General features: G+C 60.4%; 18 protein-coding genes. 10 read left to right on the top strand and 8 right to left on the bottom strand.

Translation table 11 applies throughout. The features are described 5' to 3' along the window. Positions 1–149: 149 nt before the first annotated feature. On the bottom strand, positions 150–467 hold the full coding sequence (locus tag BM300_RS08260) for an ElaB/YgaM/YqjD family protein (protein WP_092142788.1): 318 nt from the start codon (positions 465–467) through the stop codon (positions 150–152). Positions 468–627: 160 nt separating this feature from the next. Between BM300_RS08260 and BM300_RS08255 the strand changes: the two genes are divergently transcribed. Beyond that, positions 628–882: a hypothetical protein gene (locus BM300_RS08255; protein ID WP_003181187.1), complete on the top strand. Its 255-nt coding sequence runs from the start codon at positions 628–630 to the stop codon at positions 880–882. Between the two features lie 3 nt (positions 883–885). On the opposite strand, the gene BM300_RS08250 is transcribed toward BM300_RS08255, so the two are convergent. Then, complete coding sequence (locus tag BM300_RS08250; RefSeq protein ID WP_092348663.1) at positions 886–1794, bottom strand: LysR family transcriptional regulator; 909 nt, start codon at positions 1792–1794, stop codon at positions 886–888. A gap of 86 nt (positions 1795–1880) precedes the next feature. On the opposite strand from BM300_RS08250, the gene BM300_RS08245 reads away from it, so the two are divergent. Next, entirely contained in the window at positions 1881–2804 is a 924-nt protein-coding gene (locus tag BM300_RS08245) for a carbon-nitrogen hydrolase family protein (RefSeq protein ID WP_092348660.1), read from the top strand. A gap of 1 nt (position 2805) precedes the next feature. Here BM300_RS08245 and BM300_RS08240 read toward each other — a convergent pair whose 3' ends face one another. Beyond that, positions 2806–3276 carry an LEA/WHy family protein gene (locus BM300_RS08240; RefSeq protein ID WP_014338133.1) on the bottom strand — a complete coding sequence of 157 codons (471 nt, stop codon included), beginning with the start codon at positions 3274–3276 and terminating at the stop codon, positions 2806–2808. Positions 3277–3583: 307 nt separating this feature from the next. On the opposite strand from BM300_RS08240, the gene BM300_RS08235 reads away from it, so the two are divergent. From BM300_RS08235 to BM300_RS08220, 4 genes are all read left to right on the top strand, one after another. Next, complete coding sequence (locus tag BM300_RS08235) at positions 3584–4300, top strand: helix-turn-helix transcriptional regulator (protein WP_072348558.1); 717 nt, start codon at positions 3584–3586, stop codon at positions 4298–4300. Positions 4301–4351: 51 nt separating this feature from the next. Next, positions 4352–4693, top strand: a complete 342-nt coding sequence (locus BM300_RS08230) for a nuclear transport factor 2 family protein (RefSeq protein WP_072348557.1) — start codon at positions 4352–4354, stop codon at positions 4691–4693. Positions 4694–4893: 200 nt separating this feature from the next. Continuing rightward, entirely contained in the window at positions 4894–6015 is a 1122-nt protein-coding gene (gene zapE, locus BM300_RS08225) for a cell division protein ZapE (RefSeq protein ID WP_092142797.1), read from the top strand. Positions 6016–6072: 57 nt separating this feature from the next. Further along, positions 6073–6567, top strand: coding sequence for a GNAT family N-acetyltransferase (locus BM300_RS08220; protein ID WP_072348553.1), 495 nt, complete (start codon positions 6073–6075; stop codon positions 6565–6567). Between the two features lie 24 nt (positions 6568–6591). Here BM300_RS08220 and BM300_RS08215 read toward each other — a convergent pair whose 3' ends face one another. Both BM300_RS08215 and BM300_RS31030 read right to left on the bottom strand, forming a co-directional pair. Next, complete coding sequence (locus BM300_RS08215) at positions 6592–8331, bottom strand: phosphoethanolamine transferase CptA (RefSeq protein WP_092462501.1); 1740 nt, start codon at positions 8329–8331, stop codon at positions 6592–6594. A gap of 373 nt (positions 8332–8704) precedes the next feature. Continuing rightward, a complete protein-coding gene (locus tag BM300_RS31030) occupies positions 8705–8878 on the bottom strand; it encodes a DUF6026 family protein (RefSeq protein ID WP_170845969.1) in 174 nt (57 codons plus the stop codon). A gap of 250 nt (positions 8879–9128) precedes the next feature. Between BM300_RS31030 and gnd the strand changes: the two genes are divergently transcribed. From gnd to BM300_RS08200, 3 genes are read left to right on the top strand one after another with little or no spacing between them, the layout of a single operon-like run. Then, the gene (gene gnd / locus BM300_RS08210) at positions 9129–10133 is read left to right on the top strand and encodes a phosphogluconate dehydrogenase (NAD(+)-dependent, decarboxylating) (RefSeq protein WP_256572296.1); all 1005 of its coding nucleotides are present in this window, start codon (positions 9129–9131) and stop codon (positions 10131–10133) included. Beyond that, positions 10130–11650 (top strand): glucose-6-phosphate dehydrogenase, encoded by a 1521-nt coding sequence (zwf, locus tag BM300_RS08205; protein ID WP_092142803.1) that lies wholly within the window; start codon positions 10130–10132, stop codon positions 11648–11650. Before gnd ends, zwf begins: the two co-directional genes overlap by 4 nt. Next, positions 11647–12468 carry an HAD family hydrolase gene (locus tag BM300_RS08200; protein WP_092348651.1) on the top strand — a complete coding sequence of 274 codons (822 nt, stop codon included), beginning with the start codon at positions 11647–11649 and terminating at the stop codon, positions 12466–12468. Before zwf ends, BM300_RS08200 begins: the two co-directional genes overlap by 4 nt. A gap of 81 nt (positions 12469–12549) precedes the next feature. On the opposite strand, the gene nhaA is transcribed toward BM300_RS08200, so the two are convergent. From nhaA to BM300_RS08185, 3 genes are all read right to left on the bottom strand, one after another. Then, complete coding sequence (gene nhaA / locus BM300_RS08195) at positions 12550–13758, bottom strand: Na+/H+ antiporter NhaA (protein ID WP_092348648.1); 1209 nt, start codon at positions 13756–13758, stop codon at positions 12550–12552. Positions 13759–14042: 284 nt separating this feature from the next. Further along, the gene (locus BM300_RS08190; protein ID WP_092348645.1) at positions 14043–15332 is read right to left on the bottom strand and encodes a hypothetical protein; all 1290 of its coding nucleotides are present in this window, start codon (positions 15330–15332) and stop codon (positions 14043–14045) included. A gap of 183 nt (positions 15333–15515) precedes the next feature. Then, entirely contained in the window at positions 15516–15782 is a 267-nt protein-coding gene (locus BM300_RS08185; RefSeq protein ID WP_013693488.1) for a hypothetical protein, read from the bottom strand. A 341-nt stretch (positions 15783–16123) separates the two neighbouring features. On the opposite strand from BM300_RS08185, the gene BM300_RS08180 reads away from it, so the two are divergent. Further along, positions 16124–17449, top strand: a complete 1326-nt coding sequence (locus BM300_RS08180) for a sigma-54 dependent transcriptional regulator (RefSeq protein ID WP_063320885.1) — start codon at positions 16124–16126, stop codon at positions 17447–17449. Positions 17450–17453 lie beyond the last annotated feature (4 nt).

Raw genomic sequence — 17453 nt, 5'->3', positions numbered from 1 at the left:
GCATAAATGGCGGACTCATCCACAAACTCCTGTGGGAGCGAGCTTGCTCGCGATAGCGGTGGCTTAGTAGCAGAGAGGTTCTCTGACACACCGTCATCGCGAGCAAGCTCGCCGCTCCTCCATGAGGTTCGGGGGCTGGTTTGTGATGGTTAACGCCGTCCTAGCAACAAACCCACCACCAGCCCGAAACCGGCGGAAATCGCCACGGTCTGCCAGGGGTGGCCGCCAATATAGACTTCAGTGGCGTCGACCATGGGGCGGGTGCGCTCCCGTGCGCTGGCAACCGAATCAAGCGCTTGTTGCAGTTTCTGGGAGATCTGGTCGCGCAGGTTTTCAGCATCTTCGCCCACCAGCGAGGCACTGCTTTTGAGCAGCTTCTCCGATTCTTCGATCAACGCCTTCAGTTCGCTGAAGGCTTGATCCTTGATTTGCTCTCCATTCGCTTGCACGGTGCTTTTACGGGCCATTGAAGTACTCCTTGCTGATGATGGCATTGATCAATGGAGTGCTGCGCTTGTGCAAAAGTTGCAACGTTTGGCCTTGTCGGCGCAGCCCATCACAAATCGTGGTTAAGACGTTTCCCTGCAAGGTGTAAGATGGCGCCTATTTACGCAACAGGTAATTCCCATGAGCTTCAATCTGGCTGACAAGCCCCTGGCCGAGCGCGCCGCGCTGGAAGACGAAAAATCCCGACTTTTTGAACTGTGGCAAAACAACCTGGGCAAAGCCAAGGGCGATGCTGCCCGCTTGTTCGGCGAGCGCTCCAAACGCAAGGGCAAGTGGGCCGAGTGGGTGCGTGCCGAACTGGACGGCATGTCGCCGCCGGAGTACGCCAACATGGTACGCAGTGAAGTCAATCGACTGATGGCTGCCAACAAGTAAGCCTTAGGTGAATGTTGCCGTAATGGCCTCGCGAACCTTGAGCACTGCCGGCTCCATTTGCGTGTGGGTTCGCCATCCCAGTTCGATAGGGTAGCGGGGCAAGGCCAGGGGGCAGGGCAGCAAGGCCAGGCCGCTGAGGTCGGCGATGGCCCGGGCGGCATGGGCCGGAATCGTCGCCACGGCTTGGCTGCCCTTGAGCAGGAACGGCAACGCGGCAAAGTGGGTGGTCGAGGCACAGACTCGCCGGCTCAGGCCAAGCCCGGCCAGCCCTTCGTCGGTGATACCGATGAAACCACCTGAAGACACCAGCAGATGTTCACGGGCCACGAACGCCTCCAGGCTGAGGGATTGTTGGCCCTGCGCCAGGCTCGCCGGGTCCAGGAGGCAGGCGTAATCGCCTTCGCCCAACACCTGGCGGCTGAGCAACCGCTGGGCGAAACCGCCCGCCGTGATCGCCAGGTCAAGTTCGCGCTCCATCAGGGCCCGGCCGACGATCTGGCTGTGGGTCTGGCGGAAAATCAAGCGCAGGCCCGGCGCTCGGTCGGCCACTTCTTCGATCAAGCGTCGCCCATGGGCAATCTCGAAATCATCCGACAGGCCGACGATGACCGAGCGGCCTTCGTAATGGCTGGCATCCGGGTCGACCATCGCCAGGCTCTGGCGGCATTTATCCAGTGCTTCGCTGATCACCGGCTTGAGCTGGTTGGCCCGCAGCGTCGGCGCCAGGCCCCGGCCGGTACGCACGAATAATTGATCGTCATACAAACCGCGAAGCCTGCGCAGCGCTGCGCTGATGGCCGACTGGGTCACGCCCAGGCGTACGGCGGCGCGGCTGGCGCTGGATTCGTCATGCAGGGCTTCGAAGGTCTTGAGCAGATTGAGGTCGATGTCGGCGATATTCATAAGGTTCATATCATTTAGCAGCGTTCTGGGCTTTATTCATGATCGGCCGCTGCTTGAGAATCGGCAACACCTGATGATCAAGGAGTTGAAAAACCATGCCCAAATCCATTGTGGCTGCCCTGCAGATCGGCTCGTTGCCTGGCGGCAAGGGCGAGACCCTGGCACAGATCCTTTCCTACGAAGAAGCCATTCGCGAGGCTGGCGCGCGCCTGGTGGTGATGCCAGAAGCGCTGCTGGGTGGCTATCCCAAGGGCGAAGCGTTCGGGACTCAACTGGGTTACCGGTTGCCGGAGGGACGCGAGGCGTTTGCCCGCTATTTTGCCAATGCCATTGACGTGCCCGGCGTTGAAACCGAAGCGCTGGCCGGGCTTTCAGCGCGTACCGGGGCGAGCCTGGTGCTGGGCGTCATCGAGCGTGTCGGCAGCACCTTGTACTGCACCGCGCTGTATTTCGAACCCGATGCGGGCCTGGTGGCCCGGCACCGCAAGTTGATGCCCACCGGCACCGAGCGGCTGATCTGGGGCAAGGGCGACGGCTCGACCTTGCCCGTGATCGACAGCCAGGTCGGTCGGGTCGGCGCGGCGGTGTGCTGGGAAAACATGATGCCGCTGCTGCGCACCGCGATGTACGCCAAAGGGGTGGACGTCTGGTGTGCGCCGACGGTGGATGAGCGGGAGATGTGGCAGGTGACCATGCGTCATATCGCCCACGAAGGTCGCTGTTTTGTGGTCAGTGCCTGCCAGGTCCAGGCCTCGCCGCAGGCCCTGGGTATCGAGGTCGCGCACTGGCCGGCCGAGCGGCCGCTGATTGCCGGGGGCAGTGTGATTGTCGGCCCCATGGGCGATGTACTCGCGGGGCCGCTGAAGGACACGGCGGGGCTACTGATTGCCGAAATCGACACCGATGAGCTGGTGCGGGCGCGTTACGACTATGACGTGGTGGGGCATTACGCCAGGCCAGATGTGTTCGAGTTGGTGGTGGATGAGCGTGCCAAGCCCGGCGTGCGTTTCACGGCGTGATTCACCAGTTGGCGGCGGAGCCCGGCAGGTCGAGGGTTCCGCGGTCAACGAAGCGCAGGGTGCCGAATACGCCGCCGGCGAGCTTGCCCTTGAGCACATAGGGCAGGTTGTCCAGGCTTTGGGTCTGGCTCAGGCCCAAGGTCTGGCGCAACACCGAAAACGCCGAAATGCTCACCGGGACACTGAGGATCGCCTCGGAAAAGCGCGGGATCGAACCGCTCTGGTCACTGACCCCCGTTGCCAGCGTACGGCCGTTGACCTCCAGGTCCAGCGCCACGCCGTTGTAGTCGATCGCGGTTTCGTTGGGGTTCTGCACGCGCAGTTTCACGGCGAAACGCACCTCCAGGCCCTGGTTGGGCAAGGGTTCGATGCCGACCACGTTGATGTTCAGCGGGTCCCGGTGCGGGAAGAGGGCGCAGGCACTCAGGCTGAGCAGTATCAGGAAAACGGAAAGGCCGAGGATTCTGCGCATGGATTGACTCTCAACGAATGAAAAAAACCGGAAGCGATTGAGCACGATACCCCACAGGTGCTTGTGGCGAGGGGATTTATCCCCGCTGGACTGCGAAGCAGTCCCAAAAACCTGAATCCCAAAACAGTCGGATCGGATTGAATCATCTCTTCTGGGGGCCGCTTCGCGCCCCAGCGGGGATAAATCCCCTCGCCACAATGTCCGGTTCCAGTAGGTTGCCGGGCGAGCGTCGGCGTGTGGCTCCTGACAGTTTCTGACACCAGCCTCTGCTAATCTGCGTCGACTTTTTTCTTCTGGATAGTCCATCGTGTCGCGTACCTCTCGGTTGCTCACTTTGCTGCAAGTCTTGCGGGGCAAGCGTTGCCCGGTTACCGCTGCGACATTGGCGGGAGAACTGAACGTTTCCGAGCGCACCTTGTACCGCGACATCGCCGAGCTCACTGCCCTTGGTGCGCCGATCCAGGGCGAGGCGGGCATCGGTTATGTCTTGCGCAGCGGACTGTTTCTGCCGCCACTGATGTTCACCGCCGATGAAATCGAGGCCATTGTGCTGGGCTTGCGCTACGTCGATCAGCGCGCCGACGAGGTGTTGGGCAAGGCAGCCGCCGACGCCCTGGCGAAGGTCGCTGCAGTGCTGGCCCCCGATGTGCGAGACGCTTTGCGCAACCCCACGGTGCTGCCCGGCCCACCGGGTTATGGCTATCCGCAGAACACGGTGGAACTGAATGTGTACCGCCAGGCCATTCGCGCCCAGGCCAAGCTGCACATCGATTACGCCGACGTGAACAAGACCCCGAGCCAACGCTTGATCTGGCCGCTGGCCCTGGGCTTTTTCAATGAGGCGCGGGTGGTGGTGGCCTGGTGCGAATTGCGCGGCGCCTATCGGACTTTTCGCACTGACCGGATTGCCTCTGCCACCGAGCAGGGCGAGCGCTATCCGGGCCGCCGCAGCGACTTGCTGCGCGACTGGTTCGCGCTGATGAAGCTGGACGAAAGCGGACGGTTCACTCCTGACAAAAACTGACACAACGCTGTTCTAGCATGGTGCCAGATCGATAAAACAAGGAGCCGTACCATGTCCAATCCCGTCTCTTCCCTGGCCCCGGCCATCGCCGGCTACATTGCGGCGGCCAATGCCCGTGACAGTTCGGCGGTGACGCGTTTCTTCGCCGAGGATGCCAACGTATTCGATGAAGGCCAGCACCGTGTTGGCACCCAGGCCATCGCCCAATGGATGGAAGACACTGCCCGGCGCTTCCAGCCGCGTGTGGAAGTCCTCAATGTGCAGCAACGCACTGGCAAGGTGTTGGTGCAGAACCTGATCTCCGGGACATTCCCCGGCAGCCCGCTGGAGTTGCGCTACACCTTCCGGCTCGATGAGCAGGGCAAGATCAGCCGGTTGGATATCTCGATTTAGCAGTCTGCACCCTGTTATGTGAACACTATTGTGGCGAGGGGATTTATCCCCGCTGGACTGCGAAGCAGGCCCATACGGTTTGAGGCCTGGCGTCTGCTTCGCAGCCGAGCGGGGATAAATCCCCTCGCCACAGTCTGCACGGTTCTTCTGAGCGTTTCGCATGGCATACTCCCCACCTTCGTTTTCCGGACCCGGGCCGTATGACTTTCGACTCCCCCTTGAGTGCCTGGCAGCATGCCATCGAACACCACGGCTTCGTCCAGGACGAGGCCCAGGAACTGGCCATCATGACACTGGAGCAATGCCACAAGGCGTTGCACGAAGGTCGCAAGGCGATCAAGGGCGTTTATCTCTGGGGCCCGGTGGGACGTGGCAAGACCTGGCTGATGGACCGCTTTTATGAAAGCCTCAAGGTGCCGGCCCGTCGACAACACTTCCACCATTTCATGGCGTGGGTGCATCAGCGTTCGTTCCAGCTCACAGGGACGCCGGATCCTTTGCAGGCCCTGGCTCGGGAATTGAGCGCTGAAGTACGGGTGCTGTGTTTCGACGAACTGTTCGTCAACGACATTGGCGATGCAATCATCCTCGGACGCCTGTTCCAGGTGATGTTCGAGTTGGGGATGGTAATGGTCAGTACCTCCAACCTGCCGCCGGAGGAGCTCTATGCCAACGGCCACAACCGTGAGCGTTTCCTGCCGACCATCACCGCGATCAATCGATATATGCAGGTCGTGCCGGTGAACGGCTGGCAAGACCATCGCCAGCACCCAGGCCAATTACAGCAGCGTTATTGGCTGCGCGATCCCGGGCAACCTGATCCGCTGGGTGACGTCTTCAACCAGTTGACCTGCGGGCAAGCGTCGAGCAGTGCGCCGATCGAGGTCGGTCATCGCCTACTTGAACCGGTCCAGGCCAGCGACAGCGTGCTCTGGAGCCGTTACCCCGACCTGTGCGAGCAACCGTTCTCGGCGCTGGATTTCATGGCGCTGTGCGACCGCTTCAGCGTCATCCTGCTCAGTGACGTGCCGTGCCTGAGCGCCGAGCAGCGTGAAGGGCGCATTGCCCGTGGCACCGAAGACGGCGTCGAAAGGGTCGAGGCCGGTGATCGCGAATTGCCGCAGTTGTCGATCCATGACGATGGCGTACGGCGCTTCATCGCCCTGGTCGACGAATGTTATGACCGCAAGGTGCCGTTGTGCCTTTCGGCTGCGGTGCCGATGGATGAGTTGTACACCGAGGGCTATCTGCAATTCCCGTTTCGCCGTACCCTCAGCCGCCTCCAGGAAATGCAAATGCAACGTTTTGGTCAGCAAGCCTGACCTGTATCCCGCCGACGGCGTCGAGCCAGCGGCACTAACGAAGTGAGATGGAAGGTCATGGAAGAAGCCAAGGACATCCTTGTACTGCAAGCCAGCTACACCAACCCGGTCCACGCTGAAGCGATCTGTCATGTGCTCAATGGCTATGCGCAGGACCCGATGGGCGGGGGACATCCCTTGCCGGCCGAGGTGCTGTTGCACCTGCCTGAGGAACTGGCCAAGCGCCCTCATGCCTTCAGCGTGTTGGCTTTCGTCAACGGCGAACCGGCGGGGCTGGTCAATTGTTTCGAAGGTTTTTCAACCTTTGCCTGCCGGCCACTGGTGAACATCCACGACGTGGCGGTCATGAAGGATTTTCGCGGCCTCGGGTTGAGCCAGAAGATGTTGCAGAAGGTTGAGGACATCGCCCGCCAGCGTGGTTGCTGCAAGATTACCCTGGAAGTGCTGGAGGGCAATGCCGTGGCCCAGGCCAGCTATGCCAAGTTCGGCTTTGCCGCCGGCATGTTCGACCCGGCCCACGGGCCTATGGAATTCTGGATCAAGCCCCTGTAAAAGCGGGCTTCTGATGGGTTTCGGTTATTTCTGCACGACTGCGGTCGTCGGTGCCTTGGGCTGCATCAGGCTGAAGTCGATCAGGGCCTTGCGTGGGGTTTGATAGGGGTCGCCGATCAGCAGCGGCCGGGCCTTGAAGTCATCGCTGACCAGGCTCTTGCTGCGGTCCAGCTCGTCAAAACTCAAGCCTGCCAGGTCTGCCCAGGTGTGAATCAGGTGCGAGCTGCTGTAGGGACGCGACAGGTCGCCGGCAAAGTTCCAGTCATGGCTTTCGCGCCACTTGGGCGAGGCCCAGGCCATGAAGGGGATGGTGTACATCGGCGCGGTCGGCTTGCCTTCGTTACGGCCCAGTGTGTCGTGGCCGGCGGAGTCGAACACGTCTTCACCATGGTCGGACAGGTACAGCAGGAAGCCGTTGGGGTCGGTCTTGGCGTAGTCCTTGATCAGGCTGGACACGACGAAGTCGTTGTACAGCACCGCGTTATCGTAGCTGTTGTAGGTCGGGACCTGATCATCACGCACGCCTGCCGGTACGCCTTGGCGATCGGTGAACTTGTTGAAGGTCGGTGGATATCGGTACTGGTAGCTCATATGGGTGCCGAGCAGATGCACCACGATCAGCTTGCGCGGAGCGCTGTCGGCCAGGGCTTTGTTGAACGGCTCGATCACGTCGCCATCGTACTGCGCGGCATTCTGATTGCGGTTGTTGTTCAGGTACACCTGCTCGTCGGCCTGCTGGGAAAACGTCGTGAGCATGGTGTTGCGCTTGGTCATGGTCTGCTGGTTGGTGATCCAGAAGGTCTTGTAGCCGGCCTGTTTCATCATGCTCACCAGCGACGGGGTGCTCAGGTACAGGTCCGGGTTCTGTTCGTCGGCGAACGTCAGCACCTGTTGCAGCGCTTCGATGGTGTAGGGGCGTGGGGTGATGACGTTATCGAACACCGACAGCTGGTCCTTGAGCTTGTCCAGCTCAGGCGTGGTTTCGCGCGGGTAACCGTAGAGGCTCATGCGCTGGCGGTTGGTGGATTCACCGATCACCAGCACCAGAGTGGCCGGTTGGTCGGCCATGGCGTCCTTGAGGTTGCGCAGTGGCGCGATCTTGCTGGCGCTGTGGAGCATGCCTTGCATGTTCTCCAACTGTTCACCGTAGCGACGATAGGCCACCAGCATCTGCCACGGGACGGCCGGCTCGATGCGATTCTCGAATTTCTCCAAGCCACCGGCGAAACTGCCGGTGCGCAGGGTTTGCTTGACCAGCGGATAACCGGCCACGGCGAGCACGATGACGGCTGCGGCGACCATGGCCTGGCCCCGGGGCAGGTACACCGGGCGCAGGCGGGTCCAGAGCCAACAGCCGACGGCGGTGTGGGCCAGGAACGCCGCCACCATCCACCAGGCAAAATACTGTGTCAGGTATTCGCCGGCTTCAGACACGTTCGATTCGAACATGATGAAGATGACGCTCTGGGAAAACTCTTGCTGGTAAATGAAGAAGTAGCCCAGGCTGGCCATGGAGCAGGCCCACAGCACCACGCCGATCAGGGCGGCGAGCACGCGCGTGCGGGCGGGGAAGAGCAGCAGGGGCGCCAACCACACCGCGCTCATCACGAACGCTTGGCGAAAGCCGGTGAAGCCGGAGGTGTCGCTCAACAGAATGAGCAGTTGGGTGATGCCAGAGAAGTACCAGAAGAACAGAAACAGCCAGCCAAGCCCGGCCCAGTCGAAACCTTTCGCAGTCGTTTTGCTGCGTTTGAACAAACTCATCAAGCGCTCCAGCCTTTGTCGACGAAGCTGTCGGCACCGGATTGGTGACCGCAGGCATACGCCGAGCAACCTTAAAGGCGGAGAGTATTACGAGTCGGTTGTGAAAACTTTGTGAGTTTTTCGGATACAAAACGCACGTGAGGTGCGAATGCACCTGTGGCAAGGGGATTTGTCTCTAGGGGCGGGACCTGTGGGAGCAAGGCTTGCCCGCGATAGCCGCGCCGCGGTCGTACCGCTGAACCGCGTTATCGTTCATCGCGGGCAAGCCTTGCTCCCACAGATAGAATTCTCGCCGTAAGTGGGCACGGCAGGACTACATGGAAGTGACACTGTTTGACCAGCGTCACTTCTTCAACCGTGCCTCCGGGGACGGTTACCGAGCCAGGGACTGGCTCTGGTGGGGCAGCTGTGCGTATTGCAACTGCATGCGCAACTGCGTCACTTCATCAAGCAGTAGATCGCGTTCTTCCTTGAGTAGGCGCAATTCATCGCGACGAATGGTCACATAAAGGGTTTGGGGAGGACGTGCGGTAACGACAGGGCCCATTGCTCACCTCGCAAATGGCGTACATCAACTATAGAGATGTCGCCAGTATTTGGTCGACACCTCTACTATCGGCGCCGATTCTGATTTCTTTTGCTTGTGATTGGAACTTTTTTATTTTTCATGGTCGCTGTGTCTTCGGCCGGATCTTGAGCGTTATCCCTTGTGATCGCTCGAATTACCCGGAAACTATGCAGCAATGCTCTGGACTAACCTCCACGTGTCGTACGAGCTAAACCTTTGACTTACCTTTATTTGTAGTAGGGAGCATCAGCACATGCAACTCGGGATCATTGGACTGGGCCGCATGGGCGGCAATATTGCGCGGCGCCTGATGCTCAATGGGCACACCACCGTTGTCTATGACCGCAATGCCGCTTTTGTCGAAAACCTGCGCCAGGATGGCGCCACGGGCGTCGCGGACCTGCCGGCACTGGTCGCCGGGCTGGAGAAACCACGGGCGGTCTGGGTCATGCTGCCGGCCGGCGCGCCCACCGAAGACACCATCAACGTCCTCAGCGAGCTGTTGGAGCCGGGCGATGTAATCATTGACGGCGGTAACACGTACTACAAAGACGACATCCGTCGCGCCCAGGCCCTGTCGGAAAAAGGCCTGAGCTACATCGATGTTGGCACCTCCGGCGGCGTGTGGGGCCTGGAGCGCGGTTACTGCATGATGATTGGCGGCGATGCCGAAGTGGTGAAGCGCCTGGACCCATTGTTCGACAGCCTGGCCCCGGGCATGGGCGACATCCCGCGCACCCGTGACCGCAAATCCGACGATGACCGCGCCGAACGTGGCTACATCCACGCGGGCCCGGCCGGTTCGGGGCATTTCGTGAAGATGATCCACAACGGCATCGAATACGGAATGATGCAGGCCTTCGCCGAGGGCTTTGACATCCTCAAGACCAAATCCAGCGAAAGCCTGCCAGCGGAGCAGCGCTTCGACCTGAACCTGGCCGATATCGCCGAAGTCTGGCGGCGCGGCAGCGTGGTGTCGTCCTGGTTGCTGGACTTGACCGCCGATGCGCTGGCCAGCGATCCGAAACTGGACGGCTTTTCCGGTGAAGTCGCCGACAGTGGTGAAGGGCGCTGGACCATCGAGGCTGCCATCGAGCAAGCGGTGCCGGTTCCGGTCCTGTCCAGTTCGTTGTTTGCCCGTTTCCGCTCGCGCCAGCAAAGCACGTACGGTGACAAAATGCTCTCGGCCATGCGCTTCGGCTTTGGCGGCCACGTGGAGACGCCGAAAAAATGACCTCGATCGGCAGCAAATCCAAGGCAGAACCCGCGCCGCCGACCACGTTGTTTCTGTTCGGCGCCCATGGCGATCTGGTCAAGCGTCTGCTGATGCCGGCGCTTTACCACCTCAGTCGCGACGGTCTGCTGGGCGATGGGCTGCGCATCATCGGGGTTGACCACAACGCCATCAGCGATGTGGATTTTGCCAAGAAACTCGAGGACTTCATCCGTAACGAAGCGGCGAGCAAGGGCGGCGATGCCGACCGGGCGCTCGATCCGGTGCTGTGGGCCAAGCTGGCCAAGGGCATCAGCTACGTCCAGGGTGATTTCCTTGATGAGAGCACCTACCAGGCGCTGGCGGCGAAAATCGCCGCCAGCGGCACCGGCAACGCGGTTTTCTATCTGGCGACCGCGCCGCGTTTTTTCAGTGAAGTGGTCAGCCGCCTCGGTGCGGCAGGGCTGCTTCAGGAGCAGGAAGGGGCCTTCCGTCGCGTGGTGATCGAAAAGCCGTTCGGCTCCGACCTGCACACCGCCGAAGCGCTGAACGCTTGCCTGCTCAAGGTCATGAGCGAGAAGCAGATCTATCGCATCGACCATTACCTGGGCAAGGAAACGGTGCAGAACATTCTGGTCAGCCGTTTCTCCAACAGCCTGTTCGAGGCGTTCTGGAACAACCACTACATCGACCACGTACAAATCACCGCCGCCGAAACGGTCGGCGTGGAAACCCGTGGCAGTTTTTATGAACACACCGGCGCCCTGCGGGACATGGTGCCCAATCATCTTTTCCAACTGCTGGCGATGGTGGCCATGGAGCCGCCAGCGGCGTTTGGTGCCGACGCCGTGCGTGGCGAAAAGGCCAAGGTCGTCGGCGCGATCCGGCCCTGGTCGGTGGAGCAGGCCCGGGCCAACTCGGTTCGCGGCCAGTACACAGCCGGTGAAGTCGGCGGCAAGGCGGTCAACGGTTATCGCCAGGAGGCCAACGTGGCGCCCGACAGCAGCACCGAGACCTACGTCGCCCTCAAGGTCATGATCGATAACTGGCGCTGGGTCGGCGTGCCGTTTTACCTGCGCACCGGCAAGCGCATGAGCGTGCGGGACACCGAGATCGTCATCTGCTTCAAGCCCGCGCCATACGCGCAGTTTCGCGACACTGAAGTCGACGAACTGCAACCTACGTACCTGAGAATCCAGATCCAGCCCAATGAAGGCATGTGGTTCGACCTGTTGGCCAAGCGGCCGGGGCCGGCACTCGACATGGCCAATATCGAATTGGGATTTGCCTACAAGGATTTCTTCGAAATGCAGCCATCCACGGGTTACGAAACCCTGATCTACGATTGCCTGACCGGTGACCAGACGCTGTTCCAGCGCGCTGACAACATCGAAAACGGCTGGCGCGCCGTGCAGCCGTTCCTCGATGCCTGGCAGCAGGACGCGGCATTCCAGCCCTACAAGGCCGGTGAAGATGGCCCGGCGGCCGCCGATGAATTGCTTACTCGCGACAGCCGCGTCTGGCATGGCCTCGGATGAGTGATCAGTTGAAGCATCCCATCCGCTTTTTGCTCAGTGACATGGACGGCACGTTGTTGCTGCCCGACCATAGCCTCAACCAGCGCACCATCGAAGCCGTTCGTTCATTGCGTGAAGCTGGCGTGCTGTTCAGCCTGGCCACCGGACGACCGCCCCGGGCCATGTTGCAGCAGATCGAGGCCCTGGGCGTCGACCTGCCCACGGCGGCATTCAATGGCGGTACGCTGGTGCATCCGGACGGCAGTTTCCTCGCCGTGCATTACCTGCCGCCTGAGGCCGCGCTGACCACGCTGGCGTTGTACGCTGATCAACCCGGTATCGAGGTCTGGGTATTCGCCGACGGCGACTGGCTGGTGCGTGACGCCAACGGACCGATGGTGCCAGTGGAAACCCGTGGCCTGGGTTATCCGCCGGTGCAGGTCGACAGCTTCGAACCCTACCTGGAGCGGATCGACAAGATCGTCGCCACCAGCGCCAATACGGATCTGCTGGTTGAGCTGGAGGCTCGCTTGCACCCGCTGCTCAAGGGCCAGGCCCAGGTGTCGCGTTCGCAACCGATCTACCTGGACGTGACGGCGATGCAGGCCAACAAGGGCGAAGCACTCTTGACCCTGGCGAAGTTCCTGGATGTGCCACTGGAGCAGACAGCGGCCATGGGGGACGGTGGCAACGACCCGGCGATGTTCCACCGCGCGGGCTTGTCGATTGCCATGGGGCAGGCGGAGGAGGCGATCAGGCGTCAGGCGGATGTTGTGACTGGCGCCGTGACCGAAGACGGCGCGGCCGTGGCGATCGAGCGGTACATCCTGCCGCGCTGAAATGAGGGTTTGCTGTCGTATCCAGTTCCATCCGGGTGCGCACAGGGTTGGTCGCACCCGGACATTTTCTAGACTGATGGCTCAGACTCGTAGTGCTCGAGAGTTGGCATTCATCAAAACGATGATCCCCAGAATGGCTGCGAGGGTAGACCCCAAGAGCACCCCGACTTTAACTTCATCTACCAGATGCGGCGCGCCTGGGAAGGCTAGCGCCCCTATGAACAGACTCATGGTAAAACCGATGCCACAGAGCAGGGCCACCCCATAAAGCTGAAGCCAGCTGGCTCCTTCAGGTAGCCTGGCCAAGCCGCAACGTATGATCAGTGTTGCCAGGCCGAACACCCCAAGCTGTTTGCCAAGCAACAGTCCCAGAGCAACCCCTAGCGGAACCGGATCGATCAGATTGCTCGGTGAAATCCCAGCGAGCGATACGCCTGCGTTGGCGAAACCAAAGATGGGTACAATCGCAAAAGCTACCCAGGGATGCATTTTTTCCTCAAGGTAGAGAAGCGGTGACTTACGTTCATCGACGGGATTACCCAGCGGTATAAAAAAAGCAAGAATGACGCCGGCCAACGTCGCGTGGATACCGGACTTGAGCATGAAGAACCACAGCAGTGCGCCGACAATCAAATAGGGGGGCAGTCTTCTCACTCCGCAGCGATTGAGCACTACCAGCAAGGCAGTCGTCCCCAGAGAAGCTAACAACATGTTGAAGGACAGATCGCTGGCATAAAAAAGCGCGATGATGAGCACAGCCCCAAGATCATCGAGAATCGCCAGGGCGGAAAGGAAAACTTTCAGGGATACAGGGGCGCGCTTGCCGAGCAGAGATAATACGCCTAGGGCAAACGCGATATCGGTGGCAGCCGGAATGGCCCATCCGCTCATGGTTTGCGCGTTGCCCCAATTGACCACGCTATAGATCAAGGCAGGCACCAGCATCCCACCCAGCGCTGCGAATCCAGGAAGAGAGCGCTGGCTCCAGCTTGAAAGTTGGCCCATCAACATTTCGCGCTTGATCTCAAGGCCAACCAGCAGGAAAAACACCGCCATAAGGCCGTCGTTGATCCAATGCTCGATCGACAGCCCTAGGGCATCGATTTTCAGCAGCGAAAAATAATCGGCTGACCACGGAGAATTCGCGACCGCGATTGCGGCCAGAGCTGCTCCCATCAGGACCAGGCCGCCGGCCGATTCTGCGGCGAAAAATCGGGATAGGAAAGCTCGGGCGGACGCTGACTCGCGATTGTTTTGGTTTTTGTTCACGCGCGACGGTTCTGCACTCATAGGCACGACTACTCCGCGATGGCGGCCCGACCTTCGCTAGATTTAACCTGTCCTGCCGCGGCTTGCGGTGACACCCTCGGCGCTATTCTACACAACGAGCACGCCGCAAGGTCCAGCGTTGTCGCATTCGTTGCTGAATATGACGAAACTGTTCAGGGGCTCGGGTCTATCGGATCGGCCAGTTGAGCCGGCTCGGTTTGGGCGCTGCTTGGCATTTGGTGCAGCTGATTTGGATATTGGTACAGTCGATGACACTCAGGCTAAGTTCACCCACGACAATCTGACTACGACCAATACCGCGCAATCACTGCTCGATAGTGCCCGTGGAGTGAATAACCTCCCACCAGGATTTTGCCGTCAGCCTGCACCGCCAGGGTGGTGGCCGTGTCCAGGCTGTAGCCGAGCCGAGTGCGAACCCAGCCCTTGCCCTGGCCGAAATCCGGGTCGAGGCTGGCATCCGGCAGATGTCGGGCAAGTACGAAGTCGGCCTCGATACCGCCGATCGTGGCGCCGGCGGTCACCAGTTTTCCGTCCGCTTGAAGCTGGGCGGCGGTCCACTGACTGGCAGTGCGCCCGATCGCCATGAGTTGGCACTGACCCTGGTTGCAATGACGATCCGGCTTGCCGTCGGGGCGCACTTTCAGGGACAGGCTATGCATCGGATCACGGCTGCTGCCGAACACCTGCAGATCACCGGCCGCATCCTGAACGATTTGGCTGACCATCACGCTGTGCCCCTGGGCCAGGATGGACAGGAAGCCGTTTTCGCCAAAGCTGTCATCGAGTTGGCCGCTGCTGTCATAACGGGCAATCAGGCCATGCTGGGGCAAGTCGATGGCGCCGCCGACGACAATATGGCCGTCAGCCTGGAGCACCAGGCAGCCGAGCCAGGTATTTTTCAACAAGCGTCGGACCATCACGAAACCGCGACCGTTGAATGAGGAGTCCAATGCCCCGTCGGGCAAGAGCCGGATCAGTACGCCGACATGGTCGGAGAGTTGATAGTGGTGATTGGCGAGCACAAGGATCCGGCCATCGGCCTGCACTTGCATGTCGCAAGCCTCAAGTCCCGGCACGCCGGGCGGTAGCCAGGGGTCGCGCAGCCCTTGGGAGAGATTGCCGCAAAGCCTGATGATGTGCCGGCCGGCATTGCCGAAGCTTTGAACGGCGCAACCTTGCTGGTCGAACAGCGCCAGGGCGGGAAGGGTGTGGTCGTTGCTTTCATAGTGCAGGCCGGACAGCAGGATATGCCCATTGGGCAACACGATCACCTTGCCCGCCGTCGCTTCGAAACCGTGTTCAAACGCGCCGATCACGTAGCCGCGGGTGCCGAAGTCCGGGTCAATCTCACCGTCGTGGCTGAGTCGCGCCAGCCCGAACCGACTGCCGTGGGCCGTCTCGATCCTGGCTGCCACCAGGATTTGTCCGGCATGATCGAGCGTCAATCCGGTGGTCAGGCTCGAGGTACTGTCTTCGAAATGAACCCAGGCTTTGCCGTTGGTGGCAAAGCCTGGGTCGAGTTGTCCGGCGTGGGCCATGGCCCTGGGGGACACAAACGCGAACTGATCGAGCATGCCTGCCTCTCCTTGCGTGTCGAGCAGCCCGAAAGGGCGACGACTGCATGAGGGCAACATTCAATCCCTGAATGTGACAATGCACAACTGTCATGTTCTACGGATACAGCGGCAATTCGTGCCATAACGATGGCTTTACAACCCAGAGCCAAGCCTGCAATGGATAACAGGCTTTACCGGTGGTTATTCAGGCATCGACCAGGATTGCAATGTATAGCCTTCCTGGCTCAGTTCGGCACGGGCCTGTTTCAACAGATCGGCCAGTTGGACCGGGTCGGTATAGGCGCTGCTTGGAATTTGGGTGCGGCCAATATGGGTATTGGTGCGGTCGATGACGGTCAGGCTAAGTTCACCGTTACCGTCTTGTGGAGCCCAGGCCACGCATTGGAAAGGACGGAATGCGCGGTCGGCAATCAAAAGAGCTTCGTTGATACGGAGCGGGGCGTTCATGGCGTTTTCTCTTAAGTGTGCCCAAACAAATGATGTGCCGTCGGTTGGGCGTACCGTGCGGCTGGTTACTTGTACTGATGTCCCGAACCCGCAGGCGGGTCACACATTATTTAAATAAATTTCGATTTTCTTTCAGACCAGGCTTTTGGGCTTTTGTTTGAAAGCACCCTGAAACAAACAGACTTGAGATAACTAACCAACCGCCTGCTTATAACCAGTTTGAAGCGACCTCGATAATCAATTGATACAAGGGGGCGTCAACTTCTTGCTACTGTTACATGCAGGTTTGCCAAACGACTGTTTCTAATCATATTTCCTTATTTTGACGCCAAGGATCAGTCATGATCGAAGCCAGTACGTCACGTCGTCTGCTCGTGGTTGATCCCTGCGATGATTGTCATCGCCTGTTGCCAGGTCTGCGCACCATTGGTTGGGATGTGGACAGTTGCTCCCTCGAACACGCCAGCGATCGGACGTGCGACGTCGGCCTTTTGCGGTTGCAGCCTTTTCATCTGGAGCGCCCGGAAGCGGTCAAGGAGTTGATCAGCCGTAGCGGCACCGAATGGATCGCCGTGCTCAATCAGGAAGTGTTGCGCCTGAAAAACGTCGGTGATTTTGTCTGCGAATGGTTTTTCGACTTCCATACCTTGCCCTTCGACGTGTCCAGGGTCCAGGTGACACTGGGCCGGGCGTTTGGCATGGCGCGCCTGCGGGGGCAGGGCTCGATCCACATTGATCAACCCGAACATCAACTGCTGGGCGACAGCAAGCCGATTCGCGAGCTGCGCAAATTGTTGAGCAAGCTGGCGCCCGCCGAGTCGCCGGTCTTGATTCGGGGGGAGAGCGGTACCGGCAAGGAACTGGTGGCGCGTACCCTGCATTGTCAGTCTCACCGGCGCAACAAGCCGTTCATCGCCATCAACTGCGGTGCCATCCCCGAGCACCTGATCCAGTCCGAGTTGTTCGGGCATGAGAAGGGCGCGTTCACCGGGGCTCACCAACGCAAGATCGGGCGGATCGAGGCGGCCCACGGCGGGACGTTGTTTCTCGATGAAATCGGCGACCTGCCGTTGGAGCTACAGGCCAATCTGCTGCGTTTCCTGCAGGAAAAACACATTGAGCGGGTCGGTGGCAGCCAGCCGATCGCGGTCGATGTGCGGGTCTTGGCGGCCACCCATGTGGACCTTGAGGCGGCCATCGAGCACAAGCGGTTTCGCGAGGACCTGTATTACCGCTTGAACGTGTTGCAAGTGGTGATGGCGCCGCTGCGCGAGCGTCATGGTGACCTGGCGATGCTGGCCAGCCACTTTTCCCATTTCTACAGCCAGGAAACCGGTCGCCGTCCTCGCAGTTTCAGCGACGACGCGCTGGTGGCGATGGGCATGCATGACTGGCCCGGCAATGTGCGCGAGCTGGCCAACCGCGTCCGTCGCGGTCTGGTGTTGGCCGAAGGGCGTCAAATCGAAGCCCGGGACCTCGGCCTGGCCAGCCACCAGGGCGTCGCGGCGCCGATGGGTACGCTGGAGGACTACAAGACCCGCGCCGAGCGCCAGGCCTTGAGCGATGTGCTCAACCGTCACAGCGACAACCTGAGCGTGGCCGCCAGAGTGCTGGGCGTGTCCCGGCCGACATTCTATCGCCTGCTGCACAAGCATCAGATCCGCTGACTCA

Origin of the sequence: Pseudomonas sp. NFACC46-3 (genome assembly GCF_900114515.1) — a bacterium.
GTDB classification, from domain to species: Bacteria; Pseudomonadota; Gammaproteobacteria; order Pseudomonadales; family Pseudomonadaceae; genus Aquipseudomonas; species Aquipseudomonas fluorescens_Q.
This window is presented reverse-complemented; position numbering and strand designations above follow the sequence as displayed.

Coding starts and splice junctions, on each gene's coding strand:
- BM300_RS08220 (WP_072348553.1), top strand. CDS start 6,073: ATGGAAGAAGCCAAGGACATCCTTGTACTGCAAGCCAGCTACACCAAC.
- zwf (WP_092142803.1), top strand. CDS start 10,130: ATGACCTCGATCGGCAGCAAATCCAAGGCAGAACCCGCGCCGCCGACC.
- zapE (WP_092142797.1), top strand. CDS start 4,894: ATGACTTTCGACTCCCCCTTGAGTGCCTGGCAGCATGCCATCGAACAC.
- BM300_RS08215 (WP_092462501.1), bottom strand. CDS start 8,331: ATGAGTTTGTTCAAACGCAGCAAAACGACTGCGAAAGGTTTCGACTGG.
- BM300_RS08245 (WP_092348660.1), top strand. CDS start 1,881: ATGCCCAAATCCATTGTGGCTGCCCTGCAGATCGGCTCGTTGCCTGGC.
- BM300_RS08230 (WP_072348557.1), top strand. CDS start 4,352: ATGTCCAATCCCGTCTCTTCCCTGGCCCCGGCCATCGCCGGCTACATT.
- BM300_RS08200 (WP_092348651.1), top strand. CDS start 11,647: ATGAGTGATCAGTTGAAGCATCCCATCCGCTTTTTGCTCAGTGACATG.
- BM300_RS08240 (WP_014338133.1), bottom strand. CDS start 3,276: ATGCGCAGAATCCTCGGCCTTTCCGTTTTCCTGATACTGCTCAGCCTG.
- BM300_RS08185 (WP_013693488.1), bottom strand. CDS start 15,782: ATGAACGCCCCGCTCCGTATCAACGAAGCTCTTTTGATTGCCGACCGC.
- BM300_RS08190 (WP_092348645.1), bottom strand. CDS start 15,332: ATGCTCGATCAGTTCGCGTTTGTGTCCCCCAGGGCCATGGCCCACGCC.
- nhaA (WP_092348648.1), bottom strand. CDS start 13,758: ATGAGTGCAGAACCGTCGCGCGTGAACAAAAACCAAAACAATCGCGAG.
- BM300_RS08255 (WP_003181187.1), top strand. CDS start 628: ATGAGCTTCAATCTGGCTGACAAGCCCCTGGCCGAGCGCGCCGCGCTG.
- BM300_RS08180 (WP_063320885.1), top strand. CDS start 16,124: ATGATCGAAGCCAGTACGTCACGTCGTCTGCTCGTGGTTGATCCCTGC.
- BM300_RS08260 (WP_092142788.1), bottom strand. CDS start 467: ATGGCCCGTAAAAGCACCGTGCAAGCGAATGGAGAGCAAATCAAGGAT.
- BM300_RS31030 (WP_170845969.1), bottom strand. CDS start 8,878: ATGGGCCCTGTCGTTACCGCACGTCCTCCCCAAACCCTTTATGTGACC.
- BM300_RS08250 (WP_092348663.1), bottom strand. CDS start 1,794: ATGAACCTTATGAATATCGCCGACATCGACCTCAATCTGCTCAAGACC.